At 71.6% G+C, this 17,468-nt stretch carries 15 protein-coding genes; 2 read left to right on the forward strand and 13 right to left on the reverse strand.

The genetic code is table 11. The features are described 5' to 3' along the window. Nucleotides 1-50: 50 nt before the first annotated feature. The 7 genes from ACH4EB_RS11720 to pgsA form a co-directional block, all read right to left on the reverse strand. On the reverse strand, nt 51-803 hold the full coding sequence (locus ACH4EB_RS11720; protein WP_398347247.1) for a YebC/PmpR family DNA-binding transcriptional regulator: 753 nt from the start codon (nt 801-803) through the stop codon (nt 51-53). A 104-nt stretch (nt 804-907) separates the two neighbouring features. After that, complete coding sequence (gene pdxT / locus ACH4EB_RS11725) at nt 908-1,495, reverse strand: pyridoxal 5'-phosphate synthase glutaminase subunit PdxT (RefSeq protein WP_398347248.1); 588 nt, start codon at nt 1,493-1,495, stop codon at nt 908-910. A gap of 55 nt (nt 1,496-1,550) precedes the next feature. After that, the gene (gene pdxS, locus ACH4EB_RS11730; RefSeq protein ID WP_398347249.1) at nt 1,551-2,480 is read right to left on the reverse strand and encodes a pyridoxal 5'-phosphate synthase lyase subunit PdxS; all 930 of its coding nucleotides are present in this window, start codon (nt 2,478-2,480) and stop codon (nt 1,551-1,553) included. Between the two features lie 182 nt (nt 2,481-2,662). Then, nucleotides 2,663-3,208, reverse strand: coding sequence for a hypothetical protein (locus tag ACH4EB_RS11735; RefSeq protein ID WP_398347250.1), 546 nt, complete (start codon nt 3,206-3,208; stop codon nt 2,663-2,665). 334 nt (nt 3,209-3,542) lie between these two features. Further along, nucleotides 3,543-4,703, reverse strand: coding sequence for a glycosyltransferase family 4 protein (locus ACH4EB_RS11740; protein ID WP_398347251.1), 1,161 nt, complete (start codon nt 4,701-4,703; stop codon nt 3,543-3,545). After that, nucleotides 4,700-5,674: a phosphatidylinositol mannoside acyltransferase gene (locus ACH4EB_RS11745; RefSeq protein WP_398347252.1), complete on the reverse strand. Its 975-nt coding sequence runs from the start codon at nt 5,672-5,674 to the stop codon at nt 4,700-4,702. The genes ACH4EB_RS11740 and ACH4EB_RS11745 overlap by 4 nt, the downstream gene beginning before the upstream one ends. Further along, complete coding sequence (gene pgsA / locus ACH4EB_RS11750) at nt 5,671-6,384, reverse strand: phosphatidylinositol phosphate synthase (protein ID WP_398167582.1); 714 nt, start codon at nt 6,382-6,384, stop codon at nt 5,671-5,673. Before pgsA ends, ACH4EB_RS11745 begins: the two co-directional genes overlap by 4 nt. Before the next feature lie 219 nt (nt 6,385-6,603). Here pgsA and ACH4EB_RS11755 point away from each other — a divergent pair, with 219 nt between their 5' ends. Both ACH4EB_RS11755 and ACH4EB_RS11760 read left to right on the forward strand, forming a co-directional pair. After that, entirely contained in the window at nt 6,604-8,802 is a 2,199-nt protein-coding gene (locus ACH4EB_RS11755) for an elongation factor G-like protein EF-G2 (RefSeq protein WP_398347253.1), read from the forward strand. Nucleotides 8,803-8,936: 134 nt separating this feature from the next. Next, a complete protein-coding gene (locus tag ACH4EB_RS11760; protein WP_398347254.1) occupies nt 8,937-10,607 on the forward strand; it encodes a hypothetical protein in 1,671 nt (556 codons plus the stop codon). A gap of 88 nt (nt 10,608-10,695) precedes the next feature. On the opposite strand, the gene ACH4EB_RS11765 is transcribed toward ACH4EB_RS11760, so the two are convergent. The 6 genes from ACH4EB_RS11765 to ACH4EB_RS11790 form a co-directional block, all read right to left on the reverse strand. Next, the gene (locus tag ACH4EB_RS11765) at nt 10,696-11,898 is read right to left on the reverse strand and encodes a YncE family protein (RefSeq protein WP_398347255.1); all 1,203 of its coding nucleotides are present in this window, start codon (nt 11,896-11,898) and stop codon (nt 10,696-10,698) included. Further along, complete coding sequence (locus tag ACH4EB_RS11770) at nt 11,898-12,683, reverse strand: polysaccharide deacetylase family protein (RefSeq protein WP_398347611.1); 786 nt, start codon at nt 12,681-12,683, stop codon at nt 11,898-11,900. The genes ACH4EB_RS11765 and ACH4EB_RS11770 overlap by 1 nt, the downstream gene beginning before the upstream one ends. A gap of 111 nt (nt 12,684-12,794) precedes the next feature. Then, complete coding sequence (locus ACH4EB_RS11775) at nt 12,795-13,352, reverse strand: HIT family protein (protein ID WP_398347256.1); 558 nt, start codon at nt 13,350-13,352, stop codon at nt 12,795-12,797. 86 nt (nt 13,353-13,438) lie between these two features. Beyond that, nucleotides 13,439-15,418 (reverse strand): threonine--tRNA ligase, encoded by a 1,980-nt coding sequence (gene thrS, locus ACH4EB_RS11780; RefSeq protein ID WP_398347257.1) that lies wholly within the window; start codon nt 15,416-15,418, stop codon nt 13,439-13,441. 192 nt (nt 15,419-15,610) lie between these two features. Further along, the gene (locus ACH4EB_RS11785; protein ID WP_398347258.1) at nt 15,611-16,801 is read right to left on the reverse strand and encodes a hypothetical protein; all 1,191 of its coding nucleotides are present in this window, start codon (nt 16,799-16,801) and stop codon (nt 15,611-15,613) included. Next, nucleotides 16,801-17,367 carry a DUF4365 domain-containing protein gene (locus tag ACH4EB_RS11790; protein WP_398347259.1) on the reverse strand — a complete coding sequence of 189 codons (567 nt, stop codon included), beginning with the start codon at nt 17,365-17,367 and terminating at the stop codon, nt 16,801-16,803. The genes ACH4EB_RS11785 and ACH4EB_RS11790 overlap by 1 nt, the downstream gene beginning before the upstream one ends. Nucleotides 17,368-17,468: the final 101 nt, after the last annotated feature.

Here is a 17,468-nt window from a genome sequence, read left to right on the forward strand (position 1 = left end):
CCGGCGGGGTGTGTCCCCGCCGGCCCGTCGCCGCCGCAGTTGACCGCCCGTCAGGCGTCGACCTTCGCCATGACCTCGTCGGACACGTCGAAGTTGGCGAAGACGTTCTGCACGTCGTCGCTGTCCTCCAGGGCGTCGATCAGCTTGAAGATCTTGCGGGCGCCCTCTTCCTCCAGCTCGACCTGCATGGTCGGCACGAAGTTGGTGTCGGCCGAGTCGTAGTCGATGCCCTCCTTCTGGAGAGCGGTGCGGACCGCGACCAGGTCGGTGGCCTCGCTGAGCACCTCGAAGGACTCACCGAGGTCGTTGACCTCCTCGGCACCCGCGTCCAGGACCGCGCCGAGCACGTCGTCCTCGGTCAGCTCGCCCTTGGGGACGATCACCACGCCCTTGCGGTTGAACAGGTACGAGACCGAGCCCGGGTCGGCCATCGAGCCGCCGTTGCGGGTCATGGCGACGCGGACGTCCGAGGCGGCGCGGTTGCGGTTGTCGGTGAGGCACTCGATGAGCACCGCGACACCGTTGGGGCCGTAGCCCTCGTACATGATGGTCTCGTAGTCGGCGCCGCCGGCCTCCAGGCCCGCGCCGCGCTTGACCGCCGAGTCGATGTTCTTGTTCGGCACCGAGCTCTTCTTCGCCTTCTGGATGGCGTCGAAGAGGGTCGGGTTGCCCTCGGGGTCGGCGCCGCCGGTGCGGGCCGCGACCTCGATGTTCTTGATCAGCTTCGCGAAGAGCTTGCCGCGCTTGGCGTCGATCACGGCCTTCTTGTGCTTCGTCGTAGCCCATTTAGAGTGGCCGGACATCCGCCTGTCTCCTTCGCGTAACCAGGTTGAGAAACGAACGTCACAGATCCTACCGGGACGGGATCGGGCCGCCGCACACACGGCGGCCGTCCCTCGGCTGCTTCCTAGGCGCCGCGCACCATGTCGACGAAGTACGCGTGCACCCGGTGGTCGCCGGTGAGTTCCGGATGGAAGGACGTGGCAAGGACGTTACCCTGCCGGACCGCCACCGTGTGCCCGTCGTACGACGCCAGTACCTCGACGGCGGCGCCCGTCGACTCCACCCAGGGCGCCCGGATGAAGACGCCCTGGACCGGTCCGTCCGCGATCCCGGCCAGCTCGACGGCCGCCTCGAAGGACTCGTTCTGCCGCCCGAAGGCGTTACGGCGCACGATCATGTCGATGCCGCCCAGGGTCTCCTGGTCGGCGCGGCCGTCCAGCAGCTTGTCGGCCAGCATGATCATGCCCGCGCAGGTGCCGTAGACCGGCCTGCCGGAGCGCACGAACGCGCGCAGCGGCTCCAGCATGCCGAAGACGACCGCCAGCTTCGACATGGTCGTGGACTCGCCGCCCGGTATGACCAGGCCGTCCAGGCCGTCCAGTTCCTCGGGCCGGCGCACCGGCCTGGCCAGGGCGTCCGCCGTGGCCAGCGCCGTGAGGTGCTCGCGCACGTCGCCCTGGAGGGCCAGCACGCCGATGGTGGGGGTCGTCATCCGTCCGCCGTTCTTCCGTTCACTGTTCCCGCGCCCTCGGCGCCCGTCCGTCCGCTCACCAGCCGCGGTTGGCGTAGCGCTCCGCCTCGGGGAGGGTGTCGCAGTTGATGCCGACCATGGCCTCGCCCAGGTTGCGGGAGACGTCCGCGACGACCTTCGGGTCGTCGTAGAAGGTGGTGGCCTTGACGATGGCGGCGGCGCGCTTGGCCGGGTCGCCGGACTTGAAGATGCCGGAGCCGACGAAGACGCCCTCGGCACCGAGCTGGCGCATCAGCGCGGCGTCGGCCGGGGTGGCCACACCGCCGGCGGAGAACAGCACGACCGGCAGCTTGCCCAGCTCGGCGACCTCCTTGACCAGCTCGTACGGGGCGCGCAGCTCCTTCGCGGCGGCGAACAGCTCGTTGTTGTCACAGCCGCGCAGCTTGGCGATCTCGCCCTTGATCTGGCGCAGGTGGCGCACCGCCTCGACGACGTTGCCGGTGCCCGCCTCGCCCTTGGAGCGGATCATGGCCGCGCCCTCGGCGATCCGGCGCAGGGCCTCACCCAGGTTGGTGGCGCCGCACACGAACGGGGTGGTGAAGGCCCACTTGTCGGAGTGGTTGACCTCGTCGGCCGGGGTGAGGACCTCGGACTCGTCGATGTAGTCGACACCGAGGGACTGGAGGACCTGCGCCTCGACGAAGTGGCCGATCCGGGACTTGGCCATGACCGGGATGGAGACCGCGTCGATGATCGAGTCGATCATGTCCGGGTCGGACATGCGGGCCACCCCGCCGTCCTTGCGGATGTCCGCGGGGACCCGCTCCAGGGCCATGACCGCGACGGCGCCGGCGTCCTCGGCGATCTTCGCTTCCTCCGGCGTGACGACATCCATGATCACGCCGCCCTTGAGCTGCTCGGCCATGCCGCGCTTGACGCGGGCGGTTCCGGTCTCGGGGGTCCCGGCGGGGGCGGTGGCAGACGTGGCGTTCGGCGTGCTGGACACGGTATGACCTCACTAAGTGCGGGCGGATGGACTCCGCCGCCCACACAACCGTTTGCCCCGGACCACTGAAAAGGGCCAATCGGAAGGCAGTGGCTCGTGAGGCCCGTGACGCCGACGGGCACTCGCCCGGCCGGCGTCCGGAGTACGGGCCTCCGGAGTACGGGCCTCCGGGCGGCTCCGCGTCAGTGGCCGGCGCCGCGGTCGCCCAGAACGGCCGGGGGCTCGTCGTCCATCTCGAAGGCCATCGGGAACGGCGCGTGCCCCGCGAGGCGGAACCAGCGCACCACCCGGTGGCGGCGTACGGCGCGGGCCGCCCGTACGGAGTCGTTGTGGAACCGCCGCGCCATCGGCACCCGGCGCACCGCCGCCGTCAGCTCGGTGACCGTCTGCTCCCCGCCCGGCGCCTCCCGTACGGCCACGAGCTGCCCCTCGTCGTCGAAGACCGCGCGCAGCGCCTGGCTCAACCCGCTCTCGGCGACCTCCCGCTGCTCCTCGGCCGCCTGCCGCGCCTCGTGCGCCGCCTCGTAGAGCACGATCGACGCGGCCGGGTCGAGGAGGCCGGACGTGCCCAGCTCCTGGGCCACCGAGGCCCGCCGCAGCAACTGCGCGTCCAGCGCCGCGCGGGCCGCGTCGATGCGGGCGTGCAGTCGGTCCAGCCGTCCCGCGGTCCAGCTCAGGTAGACGCCGATGACGACGACAACGGCCGCGATCCAGATCAAAGTGGTCACGCCGGGTCACAGTACCGGCCGCCCCAAATCCTTCGCCTTCCGCCTGGTGGGGGTGCGCGTCGTGCGCGGAGGTCCGGTGGGTGGGGGCTCGGGACCACTCCGGGGTCGCTTTCCCCCAGCCTCCGGCCGAAGGTGCCCCCACGGCGTCTTCTGGCTTCAGTGCATTTGGTTCGGTGGCCAGCGTGGCGGACTGCCTGCGGGGGCCCCGGAATGTCCCGAGCCACTGGCCGTCGGGCGGCAAGCCCGGGCAATCGGGCGGGGCACTTTCACGGGCCCGAGCCCGTCCCTCGCGCAGCGCGAAGCGCACTCGGGACTTCGGCGGCCCAAGGCCGCCTCAGTCCCGCGCCAGCCCCCACCGCGCGCGGAACCCCGTCCGCTCATCCGTCGCGACCATCGCCGCCCCCGCCGTGACGGTCTCGTACACGGCGAGGATGTCGGCCCCGACCGTGGACCAGTCGAAGCGGCGCGCATGCCGGCTGCCGCGCTCCCGCAGCTCGGCGAGCCGGGCGGGGTCGCCGAGGAGCCGTACGGCCGCCGCGGCGAGCGCCTCCGCGTCCTCGTTGGCGAACAGTTGCCCGGCCTCCCCCTGGTCCAGGACCTGCGCGAACGCGTCGAGGTCGCTGGCGAGCACCGGCGCCCCGGCCGACATCGCCTCGACCAGGACGATCCCGAACGACTCGCCGCCGGTGTTGGGCGCGACGTACAGGTCCACGCTGCGCAGCAGCCGCGCCTTGTCCTCGTCGCTGACCATGCCGAGGAACTCCACCCGCGAGCGCAGGTCGGCGGGCAGCTCCGCGACGGCCTCCTCCTCGTCGCCGCGCCCCGCCACCAGCAGCCGGGCGTCCGGCACCGCGGCGAGGATCTTCGGCAGCGCCCGCATCAGGACGGGCAGGCCCTTGCGGGGCTCGTCGATACGGCCGATGAAGCCGATCGTGCGACCCTGCCACTCCTTTTTCGGCGCGGCGTCGGCGAAGAAGTCGACGTCGACGCCGTTGGGGATGACGACCGCGTCCCCGCCGAGGTGTTCGACCAGGGTGCGCCGGGCGTATTCGCTGACCGCGATCCGTGCGCTGATCTTCTCCAGCGCGGGCTGCAGGATCGGGTACGCCGCGATCATGACCCGGGAGCGCGGGTTGGAGGTGTGGAAGGTGGCCACGATCGGGCCCTGCGCGGCCCAGCAGGCGAGCAGCCCGACCGACGGGGTGCCGGGTTCGTGGATGTGGATGACGTCGAAGGCGCCGTCGTGCAGCCAGCGGCGGACCCGGGCCGCCGACAGGAAGCCGAAGTTGAGCCGGGCGACCGAACCGTTGTAGGGCACGGGGACGGCACGTCCGGCGGAGACCACGTACGCCGGCAGCGGTGTCTCGTCGTCCGCCGGGGCGAGTACGGACACCTCGTGGCCGAGCCGGATGAGGTGCTCGGCCAGGTCCCGGATGTGGAACTGCACGCCGCCCGGGACGTCCCAGGAGTACGGGCAGACGATCCCGATCCTCAAGGCTGCTCCGTTCGCGGGGCGTCGGTGGGCGACGCGGCGGGGCGCGGGGCCGGCTCGCGCGGTTCCAGGTCACCGAGCCACAGGCGCTGCAGCATGTGCCAGTCCTCCGGGTGGTCGGCGATGCCGGAGGCGAAGGCGTCGGCCATCTCCTGCGTCATCGTGGCGGCCTTCTCGGCGCGGGTGCCGGTCTGCGGCACCTCGATCTCCGGGTGCACCCGCCCGCGCATGACGGAACTCTCGTCGTACCAGAGCGTGACCGGCAGCAGCATCGCCCCGGTCTGGACCGCGAGCATCGCGGGCCCGGCCGGCATCTTCGCGGCCTCACCGAAGAACTTCACCTCGATGCCGGAGGCGGACAGGTCCCGGTCGGCGACGAGGCAGACCAGGCCGCCGGCCCGCAGCCGCCGGGCGAGGATGCCGAACGCGGCACCGCCGGTGTGCGGCAGCACCTCCATGCCCAGCCCCTCGCGGTAGGCGACGAACCGGTCGTAGAGCGTCTCGGGCTTGAGGCGTTCGGCGACGGTGGTGAAGGGCACGCCCAGCTTGGTGGTGACCCAGGCGCCCGCGAGGTCGTAGTTGCCCATGTGCGGCAGGGCGAGGATCACGCCGCGGCCACTCTTGAGGCCTTCCTCCAGGTGGTGGAGGTCCGCCGGCGCGAAGCCGTTCCTTATCCGCTCCTTGCTCCAGGCCGGCAGCCGGAACGACTCCATCCAGTAGCGCAGGTAGGAGCGCATCCCGGCCCGGGAGAGCTGGGCGAGGCGCTGCGGTGTGGCGTCCGGTACGACGCGCGCGAGGTTGGCCTCCAGGCGCAGGACGCCCTTGCCGCGCCGCTTCCAGACCACGTCGGCGATCCGTCGGCCCAGCGCCTTCGCGGCCGGTTCGGGCAGTCTCTTGACCGCGCTCCAGCCCAGGGCGTACGCCCCGTCGGTGAGCTTCTCGCGGTCGATGGTCGTACGAGTGACGCGCTTCACGCGCTGTTCCCCCCTTGAGCGATGGCGTCCGCCTCGGCGGACTCCCGGCGTACGGTCACCACGCGCTGGGCGAGGGTGACCGCGCTGCCGGCGGCCACCACCCACAGCGCGACCGGCAGCAGGTACTGCACGCCGGGGACGCCGAAGGCGTGCAGTCCGGCGAGGCCGGCGGCGACCAGGGTGATCACGAGCCGCTCGGCCCGCTCCACCAGTCCGTTGACGTTCACCGGCAGCCCGATGCTCTCGCCCCTGGCCTTGGTGTACGAGACCACCTGCCCGCTGGCCAGGCAGAAGATCGCCACCGCGCAGAGCCAGAGGCTGTCGCCGGCCCCCGCGTACCAGAGCGCCAGCCCGCCGAAGATCGCCGAGTCGGCGACCCGGTCGAGGGTGGAGTCGAGGAAGGCCCCCCAGCGGCTGGACCGGCCGAGCTGCCGGGCCATGTTGCCGTCCACCAGGTCCGAGAACACGAAGAGCGTGATGACGATGGTGCCCCAGAAGAACTCGCCGAGCGGGAAGAAGACCAGGGCGCCCGCCACCACACCCCCCGTGCCGACGAGGGTGACCGCGTCCGGGCTGACCCCGAGGCGGATGAGCAGGGCGGCGAATGGCGTGAGGACACGCGTGAAGAAAGCACGCGCGTACGTGTTCAGCATGGCCTTCCCGGAGGTCGATACGGGCCGCGCGGTCAATGGGGCCACCGGCTGGCCCATCGTAGCCAGGCGGCACCCGCGTACCGCGAACGCACCACGGCCCGGGGCACGACCCGTGACCGGCCAAGACGTCGGCGCGGCAGCCGTCACGCCGGAGCGGGCGCGCGCGCCGGGGCGTCCCACAAGATCCCTGATCGTCCCTTGTGCGATGTATGGACGTGCCATGACCAGGGTGGAAAGCTCGAACCACCGCAAAGTGTCGACCGGGAGGCGAGACACATGGGCGAGAAGACGAGGACACATCCGGGAGCCGCCGGCAGGGCGACATCGGCCGACCAGCCCACGTCCCTGAGGAATGTGGTGCTGGTCGGCCACAGTGGTGCGGGGAAGACGACGCTGGTGGAGGCGCTCGCGCTGGCGACCGGCGCGGTCAACCGGGCGGGCCGGGTCGAGGACGGCGGCTGCCTGTCGGACTACGACGAGATCGAGCACCGGCAGCAGCGGTCGGTGCAACTGTCCCTGGTCCCCGTCGACTGGGGCGGCATCAAGATCAACGTACTGGACACACCCGGGTACGCCGACTTCGTCGGAGAGCTGAGGGCCGGTCTGCGGGCAGCGGACGCGGCCCTCTTCGTCGTCTCGGCGGCGGACGGCGTGGACGGCGCGACCCGCATGGTCTGGGACGAGTGCGCCGCGGTCGGCATGCCCCGCGCGCTGGTCATCACGCACCTGGAGGCGGCCCGCGCCGACTTCGACCAGATGACGCGGCTGTGCGGCGCCACCCTGGGCGGTGACGACCCCGACGCCGTGCTCCCCCTGTACCTGCCGCTGTACGGCGCGGCGGGCGCCGACGGCCACGCGCCGGTGCACGGCCTGATCGGCCTGCTCACCCAGCGGGTCTTCGACTACTCCTCCGGCGAACGCGTCGAGCGCGCGCCGGAGCCCGACGAGCTGCCGCTGATCGAGGAGGCCCGCAACCGGCTCATCGAGGGCATCATCGCCGAGAGCGAGGACGAGTCCCTGATGGACCGCTACCTCGCCGGCGAGGACATCGACGTGAAAACGCTCATCGGCGACCTGGAGACGGCGGTCGCCCGCGGCACCTTCCACCCCGTACTGGCCGCGGCGCCGGCCGCCGAGGGCGCCAGGCAGGGGCTGGGCACCGTCGAGCTGCTGGACCTGATCGCCCGTGGCTTCCCCACCCCCGCCGAACGCGAGGCCCCCGCGGTCACCACCCCCGACGGCAAGCCCCGCCCCGCGCTGACCTGCGACCCGGCGGGCCCGCTGGTCGCGGAGGTGGTCAAGACCTCCTCCGACCCCTACGTCGGCCGGCTCTCGCTGGTACGGGTCTTCTCCGGCACCCTGCGCCCGGACGAGACGGTGCACGTGTCCGGGCACGGCCTGGAGGACCGCGGCCACGAGGACCACGACGTGGACGAGCGGATCGGCGCCCTGTCCGCCCCGTTCGGCAAGGTCCAGCGCTCCTTGTCCAAGGCGATCGCCGGCGATCTGGCCTGTGTGGCGAAGCTGACCCGCGCCGAGACCGGCGACACCCTCTCCGACAAGGACGCGCCGCTCCTGATGGAGCCGTGGACGATGCCGGACCCACTGCTGCCGGTCGCCATCCAGGCGCACAGCAAGGCGGACGAGGACAAGCTCTCCCAGGGCCTGTCCCGCCTCGTCGCCGAGGACCCGACGATGCGCCTGGAGCACAACCAGGGCACCCACCAGGTGGTGCTGTGGTGCCTGGGCGAGGCACACGTCGACGTGGCCCTGGAGCGGCTGCGGTCCCGGTACGGCGTGCAGGTCGACACCGTGCCGTACAAGGTCTCGCTGCGGGAGACCTTCGGCGGGCGGGCGGCGGGCCGCGGGCGGCACGTGAAGCAGTCCGGCGGGCACGGCCAGTACGCGATCTGCGAGATCGAGGTGGAGCCGCTGCCCGGCGGCAGCGGCATCGAGTTCGTGGACAAGGTCGTGGGCGGCGCGGTGCCCCGGCAGTTCATCCCGTCCGTCGAGAAGGGCGTACGGGCGCAGGCGGCGCGCGGCGTCGCGGCCGGGTATCCGCTGGTCGACATCCGGGTCACGCTGCTGGACGGCAAGGCCCACTCGGTGGACTCCTCCGACGCCGCGTTCCAGACGGCCGGCGCCCTGGCGCTGCGCGAGGCCGCCGGCGACGCCCGGATCCATCTGCTGGAGCCGGTGGCCGAGGTGACCGTACTGGTTCCGGACGACTTCGTCGGCGCGGTGATGAGCGATCTGTCCGGGCGGCGCGGCCGCGTGGTCGGCACCGAGCAGGCGGGGCACGGGCGCACTCTCGTACGGGCCGAGGTGCCGGAGATCGAGATCAGCCGGTACGCGGTGGACCTGCGCTCCCTCTCGCACGGCACCGGGCGCTTCCACCGGTCCTACACACGGCACGAGCCGATGCCGGCCCAACTCGCCGCGAAGCTCCGGGAGCAGGAGGACAACGGCTCCTGATCCGCGGCCCGTCGCCGGTCGTCCACCTCGGCACTCCCGGGGTGGACGGCGGCGGTACGCTGTGATCGCAGCTCAGAAGGTGTGCGACCGACGGTGGTTGGGAAGAAGGCCGCAGCAGCGGATGCGGGCGGGCGATGGGGGCGGCAGTGGCAGCAGACGGCTTCGACTTCAGTCCCGGGGCGCAGGTCCCGCTGTCCGGCGGTGCCGGACAGACCGCGGCCACCCAGGCGTTGGCCTCGGCGGCGTACCGGGACAATCCGCTCGCCGACATCTCCAAGGCCGACTCCAGCACCGCGAAGTCGGTGATCAAACCGGCCAAACTCTCCCTGTTCGAGCCGAATCTCGGGGAGGCGTTCTCCCGCGCGCTGCAACTGCGGATGCTCGGCGGCGCCCGCGGCGCGCTCATCCAGTCCTTCGGCATCGAACCGCAGACGGTCGTCGAGCACTGCCTCGCGGCCAGCCGCATCCGCAAGATCCGCGATGTGAAACTGACCGCCCTGATGCTGGGCTTCGGCCTGCTGTTCCTGCCCGGCGTGCTGCTGTGGCTGGGCGCGTTCCAGCTCAAGAAGCTGCTCTCGAAGGCGCAGGGCACCGGCACCTCGGCGCTCGGTGTGGCGCTGATGCTCGCGATCGCCGCCATCGCGGTGCTCTTCCTGGTCAAGCTGCCGTTCACCGGTTTCTGGTCGGTGTATCTGCGCGCCATGGTGGTGGTGCCGGTGATCGGCTGGTGGTGGGCGAAGCGGATCAGTGAGACCACCGCGAAGGATCTGCGGGACGCCTGGAAGGGGCTGCTCGAAGGCGGCGGGGTGGGCGCCAAGATCCCCGAGGCGGTCCCCAAGGACCCGAACGAGACCGCCGCCGAGCAGATGCGCCAGAGCCTGGCCAAGCTCACCGCCGAGCAGCACAGCAACGTCGCCTTCTACGCGGGCCCCAACGGCATACTCGGCATGGGCACCCGCTGGGGGAGCTGGCAGATGGCCGAGGAGCTGCGGCCCGCCGCGGCGGGCGGCGAGATCAACCCGTTCCGCAGCTACGACGTGATCCGCGTCATCCACGACCGGCTGCGTCTGCTGGAGCGCAGCCCGCTGCACACCGGCGGCTTCAAGGACGCCCCCTCCGTACGCCACTGGGTCGTGGTGCCGGTCGGCGAGAAGGCCACCTCCGTCTCCCGTCCCGGGGGCACCGAGATGGAGGCCTTCCAGGTGCGCGGCCACGAGATAGAGCGGATCTGCAACGAGCAGCAGTTCGGCAGCGGCAGCCGGCACTACCTCGGTGTGCAGTTCGTGCTGTGGGACGGCCAACTGGTGATAACGCTGCTGATCACGGTCACCGTGCTGCACGAGACGCTGCGGGTGGAGGTCACCGGCCACGCCCTCGGCCCGGTGAATCCGCTGTTCACCTCCAAGCCGGCGCCGAAGAGCAAGAGCGTCTCCAAGACGGTCAAGTTCTGGGAGACCAAGTCCGTGAGCCTGCCGCTCGTGGACGCGAGCGAGGTGGTACGGCTCGCCGCCCGCGCCCCGCTGACGTGGTTCCCCGGCTTCCTGGAGTTCCTCGGCGGGAAGCTGACCCTGCCGGAGCCGTTCGGTCTGCGGCACGCCTGGGCCGACAAGCCCTGGCGGCACCGCTTCATGGCCGACGACGCGCTGCGCGCGGCGACCCCGGTGCTGCGCGTGGTGCACTCCGCGGCCCTGTCCGTGCTCAAGGAGAACGGCGTGGACACCTCGCGCTTCGACAGCCGCTCGCTGGTGCTCAGCGGCCAGGTGCAGGCGGCGGAGCCGCGGAAGGCCGACGAGTACAACGCGTAGCCGCTGTCGCGGCGGCCGGCCGAGAACCCCGGGGCGCCCGAGCGGCCGGAGCTCCGGTCCAGGGCGCCCGTGGACGCCGCCCGGTCGCCTACCGGAAGATCCCCGTGTGCCCCAGTGAGTACCGTCCCGGTTGCGGATACACCGCCAGGCCGTGCGGGCCCTCGCCGACCGGGATCTTGGCGAGGGTCTTTCCGGTACGGGTGTCCATCGCGTAGACCTCGGAGTTGTAGCGGCCGGACAGCCACAGCACGTTGCCGTCGGCGGACACACCGCCCATGTCCGGGCTGCCGCCGCCGGGGATGTGCCACTTGTCCACGAGCTTGCCGCTCTTGAAGTCGAGCAGGGACACGGAGCCCTCGCCCCGGTTGGAGATGTACATCTTCTTCGAGTCGCGGCTCACGTAGAGGCCGTGGGTGCCCTTGCCGGTCGGCATCAGGCGGGGCTGCTCGAACGTGTCGCCGTTCAGCACCCACATGCCGTCGGCCATCATGTCCGCGATGTACCAGGTCCTGCCGTCCGGCGACATCTTCACGTCCTGCGGCATGGCGCCCCGGAACGGCAGTTTCCGCTGTCCGACCACCTTCATCCGCTCGGTGTCGACCTTCAGCAGTTCGCCCGAGAACTCGCAGGAGACGATGAAGTACTTCCCGTCCGCCGAGAAGTCCGCGTGGTTGACGCCCGCGCAGGTGACCGGGACGGTCTTGCGCACCGTCATCGTCTTCGGGTCGCGGAAGACCAGTTCCTTGTCCATGGAGGCCATCACGACCGCGTACTTGCCGTTCGGCGTGAAGTACAGGTTGTACGGGTCGTGCACGTCCACCGCCTTGCCGGTCCTGCCGGTCGCCGGGTTGATCGGCGTCAGGTCGTGGCCGCGGTTGTTGTTCACCCACAGCGTCTTCATGTCCCACGACGGGACGACGTGCTGCGGCTGCACCCCCACCGGGATGGTCTCGATGACCTGGTAGGTCTTCGGGTCGATGACGCTGACCGTGTCCGAGCCGGTGTTGGGCACGTACACGCGCGAGGGGAAGTCCTTGACCTGCGGCGCGAGCTTGTTCGGGCGGTCCGCCGCGTAGACGTCCTGGTCGTCCAGCGGCGGCGGCATGCCCGGCAGCAGCGACTTGGCGGCCTTCGCGGGCGAGGCCGGGGTGGCCCCGGGGCTGCTGTCGGCGGCCTTCGTCCCGCCGCCGCCGCACCCCGCCGCCGTCAGTGCGCAGGCGACGGCCAGCAGCGCGGCCCGCCGGCCGGTACGAGCACGTTTCTGATCCTGGGTTGGGGTCCGGTCAGCCATCAGGTCACAAGCTCCGTTGTCGTCACCGCGCGCAGTCCGCGCCGGTGCAGGCCGTCGAGGATCGGGGGCAGCGCGGCAACCGTGCCGGCGTGCCCGAGGTGGAGGCTCACGATGGAGCCCGGCCGGACCCGGTCCAGCACGGTGCGCTGGACGGCGGGGGCGCCGGGATCGTCCGCGTCGAGGGAGTCGACGTCGTAGGAGAGGACGTGCGGATAGCCGGCCTCCCGGGCCAGCCGGGTCACCAGTGCGGTGGCGTACCGCGTACGGGAGGGGCGGAACCAGCTTCCGATCGTGCCGGTCAGCTTCCGCAACCGGTCGGCGCACCCGGTGATCTCGGCGTACGCCTCGTCCGCCGCGAGGGCGCAGATGTCGAGGTGGCGCTGGGTGTGGTTGCCCAGTTCGTGGCCGCCGTCGAGGACGCGGCGGGCCATCCGCGGCTGCTCGTCGAGCCAACTGCCGACGGCCAGCACGGTCACCCGGGCGCCGGCCCGTTCGGCCTCGCCGAGCAGTGCGGTGGCCGTCCTCGCGTCGCCCTGGCCGTGGAAGGTGAGGGCGACGGCGTTGCCGCGCGGGGGCCCGTGCTGGATCTGTACGGGCAGGCCGGGCGCGCGGGTCGGCGGGCGGGCGGCCCGGGCGGCGCCCGAGGGCCGCGTCCCCGGTCCGGGCGAGCCGGTCCCGTCGGCCGACGGGGAGCCGGAGGCCCGTACGGGAGCGGTGTCCGTACGGGCTGTCGCACACCCCGACGCGAGCGCACCGGCGGTCACGGCCGAGGCGGCGCGCAGCACGGAGCGACGATGCAGGGAAGTCACCCCACCATTAGAGGGCAACGTGTCCGCATTTGTCGCTTTATCGGATTTACCGCAGCGCGTGTCTCGGCCCGCGCTGCGGCGTCCGGGCTACTGCGGCCAGGCGTCGGCCAGCATCGCCCGGGTGTCGGCCAGGAGCTGCGGAAGCACCTTCGTCTGGCCCACCACGGGCATGAAGTTGGTGTCGCCGCCCCAGCGCGGCACGACGTGCTGGTGCAGGTGGGCGGCGATACCGGCACCGGCGACGGCACCCTGGTTGAGGCCGATGTTGAAGCCGTGCGCACCGGAGGCGGCCCGCAGCGTGGTCATCGCCCGCTTGGTGAACTCGGCCAGCTCCAGGGTCTCGGCCCGGTCCAGCTCGGTGTAGTCGGCCACGTGGCGGTACGGCACCGACATCAGGTGGCCGCCGTTGTACGGGTAGAGGTTGAGCACCGCGTACACCTGCTCGCCGCGGGCGATCACCAGCCCGTCCTCGTCCGACTTGGCCGGAATCGTGCAGAAGGGGCAACCGTCCTCGGCGCCCGGTCCGGACGGTTTGTTCTCCCCCTGGATGTACGCCATCCGGTGGGGCGTCCACAGGCGCTGGAAGGCGTCCTGTGTCCCGACTCCGATCTGCTGCTCCGGCTCACTCGTCATGCGGGCCAGCATATTCCCCGGCCCGCGCCGGAACGCGGCGAGGGGCGGCCCCCGCGACGGGACCGCCCCTCTTCGGCCCCGCGCGTGCGGGGCCCGTCTCACACCTGGACCCGGCGCTCCACCGCGTCCAGGATCTCCGCGATGGCCTGGGCCTTCGGGATACCGTTCTTCTGCGACCCGTCGCGGTAGCGGAAGGACACCGCGCCGTTGGCCACGTCCTCGTCACCCGCGATGATCATGTACGGCACCTTGCTGCGCTGCGCGTTCCTGATCTTCTTCTGCATCCGGTCCGAGGACGCGTCCACGTCGACACGGAGGCCCTTCTTCTTGGCCTCGGCGGCGAACTCCTGGAGGTAGGGGACGTGGTCGTCGCCGATCGGGATACCGGTGGCCTGCACCGGGGCCAGCCACACCGGGAACGCGCCCGCGTAGTGCTCCAGCAGCACCGCGAAGAAGCGCTCGATGGAGCCGAAGAGGGCACGGTGGATCATGACCGGGCGCTGCTTGGAGCCGTCCGGTGCGGTGTACTCCAGGTCGAAGCGCTCCGGCAGGTTGAAGTCTAGCTGGACGGTCGACATCTGCCAGGTGCGGCCGATGGCGTCCTTGGTCTGTACGGAGATCTTCGGGCCGTAGAACGCGGCACCGCCCGGGTCGGGTACCAGCGGCAGGCCCTGCTTCTCGGCGACCTTGCGCAGCGTCTCGGTGGCCTCTTCCCAGACCTCGTCCGAGCCGACGAACTTCTCCGGGTCCTTGGTGGACAGCTCCAGGTAGAAGTCGGTCAGACCGTAGTCGCGCAGCAGGTCCAGGACGAAGGTGAGCGTGGCGTCCAGCTCGTCCGCCATCTGCTCCTTGGTGCAGTAGATGTGCGCGTCGTCCTGGGTGAAGCCGCGGGCGCGGGTCAGGCCGTGCACCACGCCGGACTTCTCGTACCGGTACACGGTCCCGAACTCGAACAGACGCAGCGGCAGTTCGCGGTACGAGCGGCCGCGCGCGTCGAAGATCAGGTTGTGCATCGGGCAGTTCATGGGCTTGAGGTAGTAGTCCACGCCCTCGTCGAGCTGCATGGGCGGGTACATGCCATCGGCGTACCAGTCCAGGTGGCCCGACTTTTCGAACAGCTTCCCCTTGGTGGCGTGCGGGGTGTAGACGAACTCGTAGTCCGCCTCCTCGTGACGCCGCCGCGAGTAGTCCTCCATGACCCGGCGGATGATGCCGCCCTTGGGGTGGAAGACCGCCAGACCCGAACCGATGTCCTCCGGAATCGAGAACAGGTCCAGCTCCGCCCCCAGCTTGCGGTGATCGCGCTTCTCCGCCTCCGCCAGGAACTCCAGGTACGCCTTCAGCTCGTCCTTGGTCGGCCAGGCGGTGCCGTAGATGCGCTGGAGCTGCTTGTTCTTCTCGCTGCCGCGCCAGTACGCGGCGGCCGAGCGCATCAGCTTGAAGGCGGGGATGACCCGGGTGCTGGGCAGGTGCGGGCCGCGGCACAGGTCCTTCCAGCACAGGTCGCCGCTCTTGGCGTCGAGGTTGTCGTAGATGGTCAGCTCACCGGCGCCGACCTCGGCGGACGCGCCCTCGGCCGCCTCCGCGGCGGAGCCCTTGAGGCCGATCAGCTCCAGCTTGTACGGCTCGCCGGCCAGCTCGGCGCGGGCGTCGTCGTCGCTCACCGCGCGCCGGGCGAACTTCTGCCCGCGCTTCTGGATCTCCTGCATCTTCTTCTCGATGCGCTTGAGGTCCTCGGGGGTGAACGGGGTCTCGACGTCGAAGTCGTAGTAGAAGCCGTCCTTGATGGGCGGGCCGATGCCCAGCTTCGCCTCCGGGAACAGCTCCTGCACGGCCTGCGCCATCACGTGCGCGGTGGAGTGGCGCAGGATGTTCAGGCCGTCCTCGCTGCCGATGTCGACGGGCTCGACCTCGTCGCCCTCGACGAGCTGGTACGCCAGGTCCTTGAGCTGCCCGGCGACGCGGGCGGCGACGACCGAGCGCTCGCCCTGGAAGAGGTCGGCGGCCGTAGTGCCCGTGGTCACCACGCGTTCTTCCCGCTCGGAATCGCGTTGGATGGCCACACGGACGTCTGACACCGGTCTCTCCTGACTCATGTCTCCTGCGCGTCAGCGATTGCTGCGCAGCCGAATCGTACCGAGCCACCGGTCTTCCTCGCGAAACGGTTACGGCGGCGCCCCTGCACCGGGGCCGCCCCCCCACCCCGCTCTCCCTCGTACGGCGGCCGGGCAGCGTGCGGCCGGCCACCCGCCCGGCCGCACGCCCGCCCGTCACTCGCCCGGTAGCGGCCCCCCGCACGCCTCCTCGAAGAAGTCCAGGTTCTCCTGGAGCGACTTCAGCAGCCGGTCCCGTTCCGCCTCGTCCACCTGGACGGGTGTGACATCCGACGCGCCGGTGATGCGGCGGAAGCCGCCCCGGCTCTCCAGCCGGCCGCTGACCCGGATCGGCAGGCCGACCAGGTGGGCGTGTCCGGCGATGCGGTAGTCCTCCTCGTCCAGCGCGACCCGTACCTGGAGCACGTCGGCCCCGGACAGCACCCGCAGCCGCACCACGCCGGGGCCGCCGGGCCGCTCGCGCCGCAGCCGTACCACCGCGCCGGTCACCCGCACCGGCAGCGACGGCTCGTCGCGGACGTAGCGCTGGGCGGCCTGCTGGAGCGCGGGCAGGTCACCGGGCGAGAACTCGACCGGTTCGGGCCGGGCCGCGAAGCCGGGCGGCGGGCCCGCCCCCGGCGACCACTCCACCGAGATCCGCACCCCCTCCGCGTCCCGCACCAGCGAGATCAGCGCCTCCGCCAGCTCGTGGCAGACGCCCAGCTCCACGGCGGCGTCGAACGCCTCCATCCCGCCGGTCGCCCGCTGGTAGTCCGTGGCGTCGCGGGTCGCGTGCAGGGCGCGCTGCAGCCCGGCGACGGCCGCGCGGCCGGCCGCCACCGGCACGTACGCGGTCAGCCGCCGGCCGGCCGGCGCGGGCCCGACCAGCACGTCCGCCATGAAGGCCTCGGCCTTGCGCTTGTGCCGGGCGCCGTAGAAACCCGCCCGTCCGTACGTGCCGAGGACACCGGCCATCAGCATCGAGCGCGCCGCGGTGCGGAGCTGCTCCTGCGCGACCCACGGGGTGCCGCCGATGCCGTCCTCCGGGACCTCGCGCTCCCAGCGCACCTCGTCGCTGGGCACCGCGAGCGCCGCCAGGACCTCGCGCGCGGACGGCGCGGCGCTGTGCGCGAGGGCGGCCAGTGCCTCCGCGATGAGGTCGGTGCTGTCCGGGAACGTCCGGGTCTGCGGTACGAGCAGGCTGGTGCCCCCGGCGGCTCCGCCGGGCGGAGTCCAGCGGGCGTAGTGGCCGGCGGCGCCTCCCCGCCGCCGCCAGCCGTGCCGCGCCAGCAGGGCGCCGAGCACCGCCGGATCCAGTTGAGCCGGGTCCGGAAGCCGGAATGCGTAGTCGTCGGTCGGCCGGTGCATCAGGGTCTCCCTCCCGCCCCGACCCGCGTCATGATCTCGCAGAGCGCGCGGTCGTCGAAGATCCGCGTGGTCGGGATCCGCACGTTGGTCCTGCGCCGGCCGGTCACCTCGTGGCCGGCCAGGTTGATCCAGTAGCAGCAGTGCCGCAGTTCGAGGCGGTCCTGGTCCGCCCACAGCCAGTCCTCCTGGGTCCGCGGCACCAGCATCACGACCAGGATCTTGTGCACCGCCACGGGTGTCCGCGCGAGCTTGACCAGGTGGGCGTTGTCCAGGGTGAAGCCGAAGCTGGCACCCGGCGGCCGGGGGCCGATCTGGTACGTGCACTTCAACTGCACCTTGATGGTCACTTCGTCGTCGACGGCATGTCCGGGCGCGCCGTGGCTGACGTGCCAGTCGATGCCGTTGTCCGGGAAGGGCTGGGCCAGCGAGCAGCCCGACGCGGCGGCCACCGCGTGAAGATAGCCCACCTGGAGCGTCTCCATACAGGCCGTGGTGGCGAGCGCGCCGCGCAGCGAAGCCGTGCGCGCGGGCACCGGTCCCCCCGGGTCGGGCTGCGCGAGCGTCATCGCTCAAGTGCCTTCCGGGCCGGGTCGTTCGAAGGGGCCGGCACCGAGGCGGCGGCCCGTTGGGGTGTTCTTGTCCGCCCCAAGTGGTCAACAAACCAGGA

Source organism: Streptomyces sp. NPDC018045 (assembly GCF_044327445.1).
Classification (GTDB): domain Bacteria; phylum Actinomycetota; class Actinomycetes; order Streptomycetales; family Streptomycetaceae; genus Streptomyces.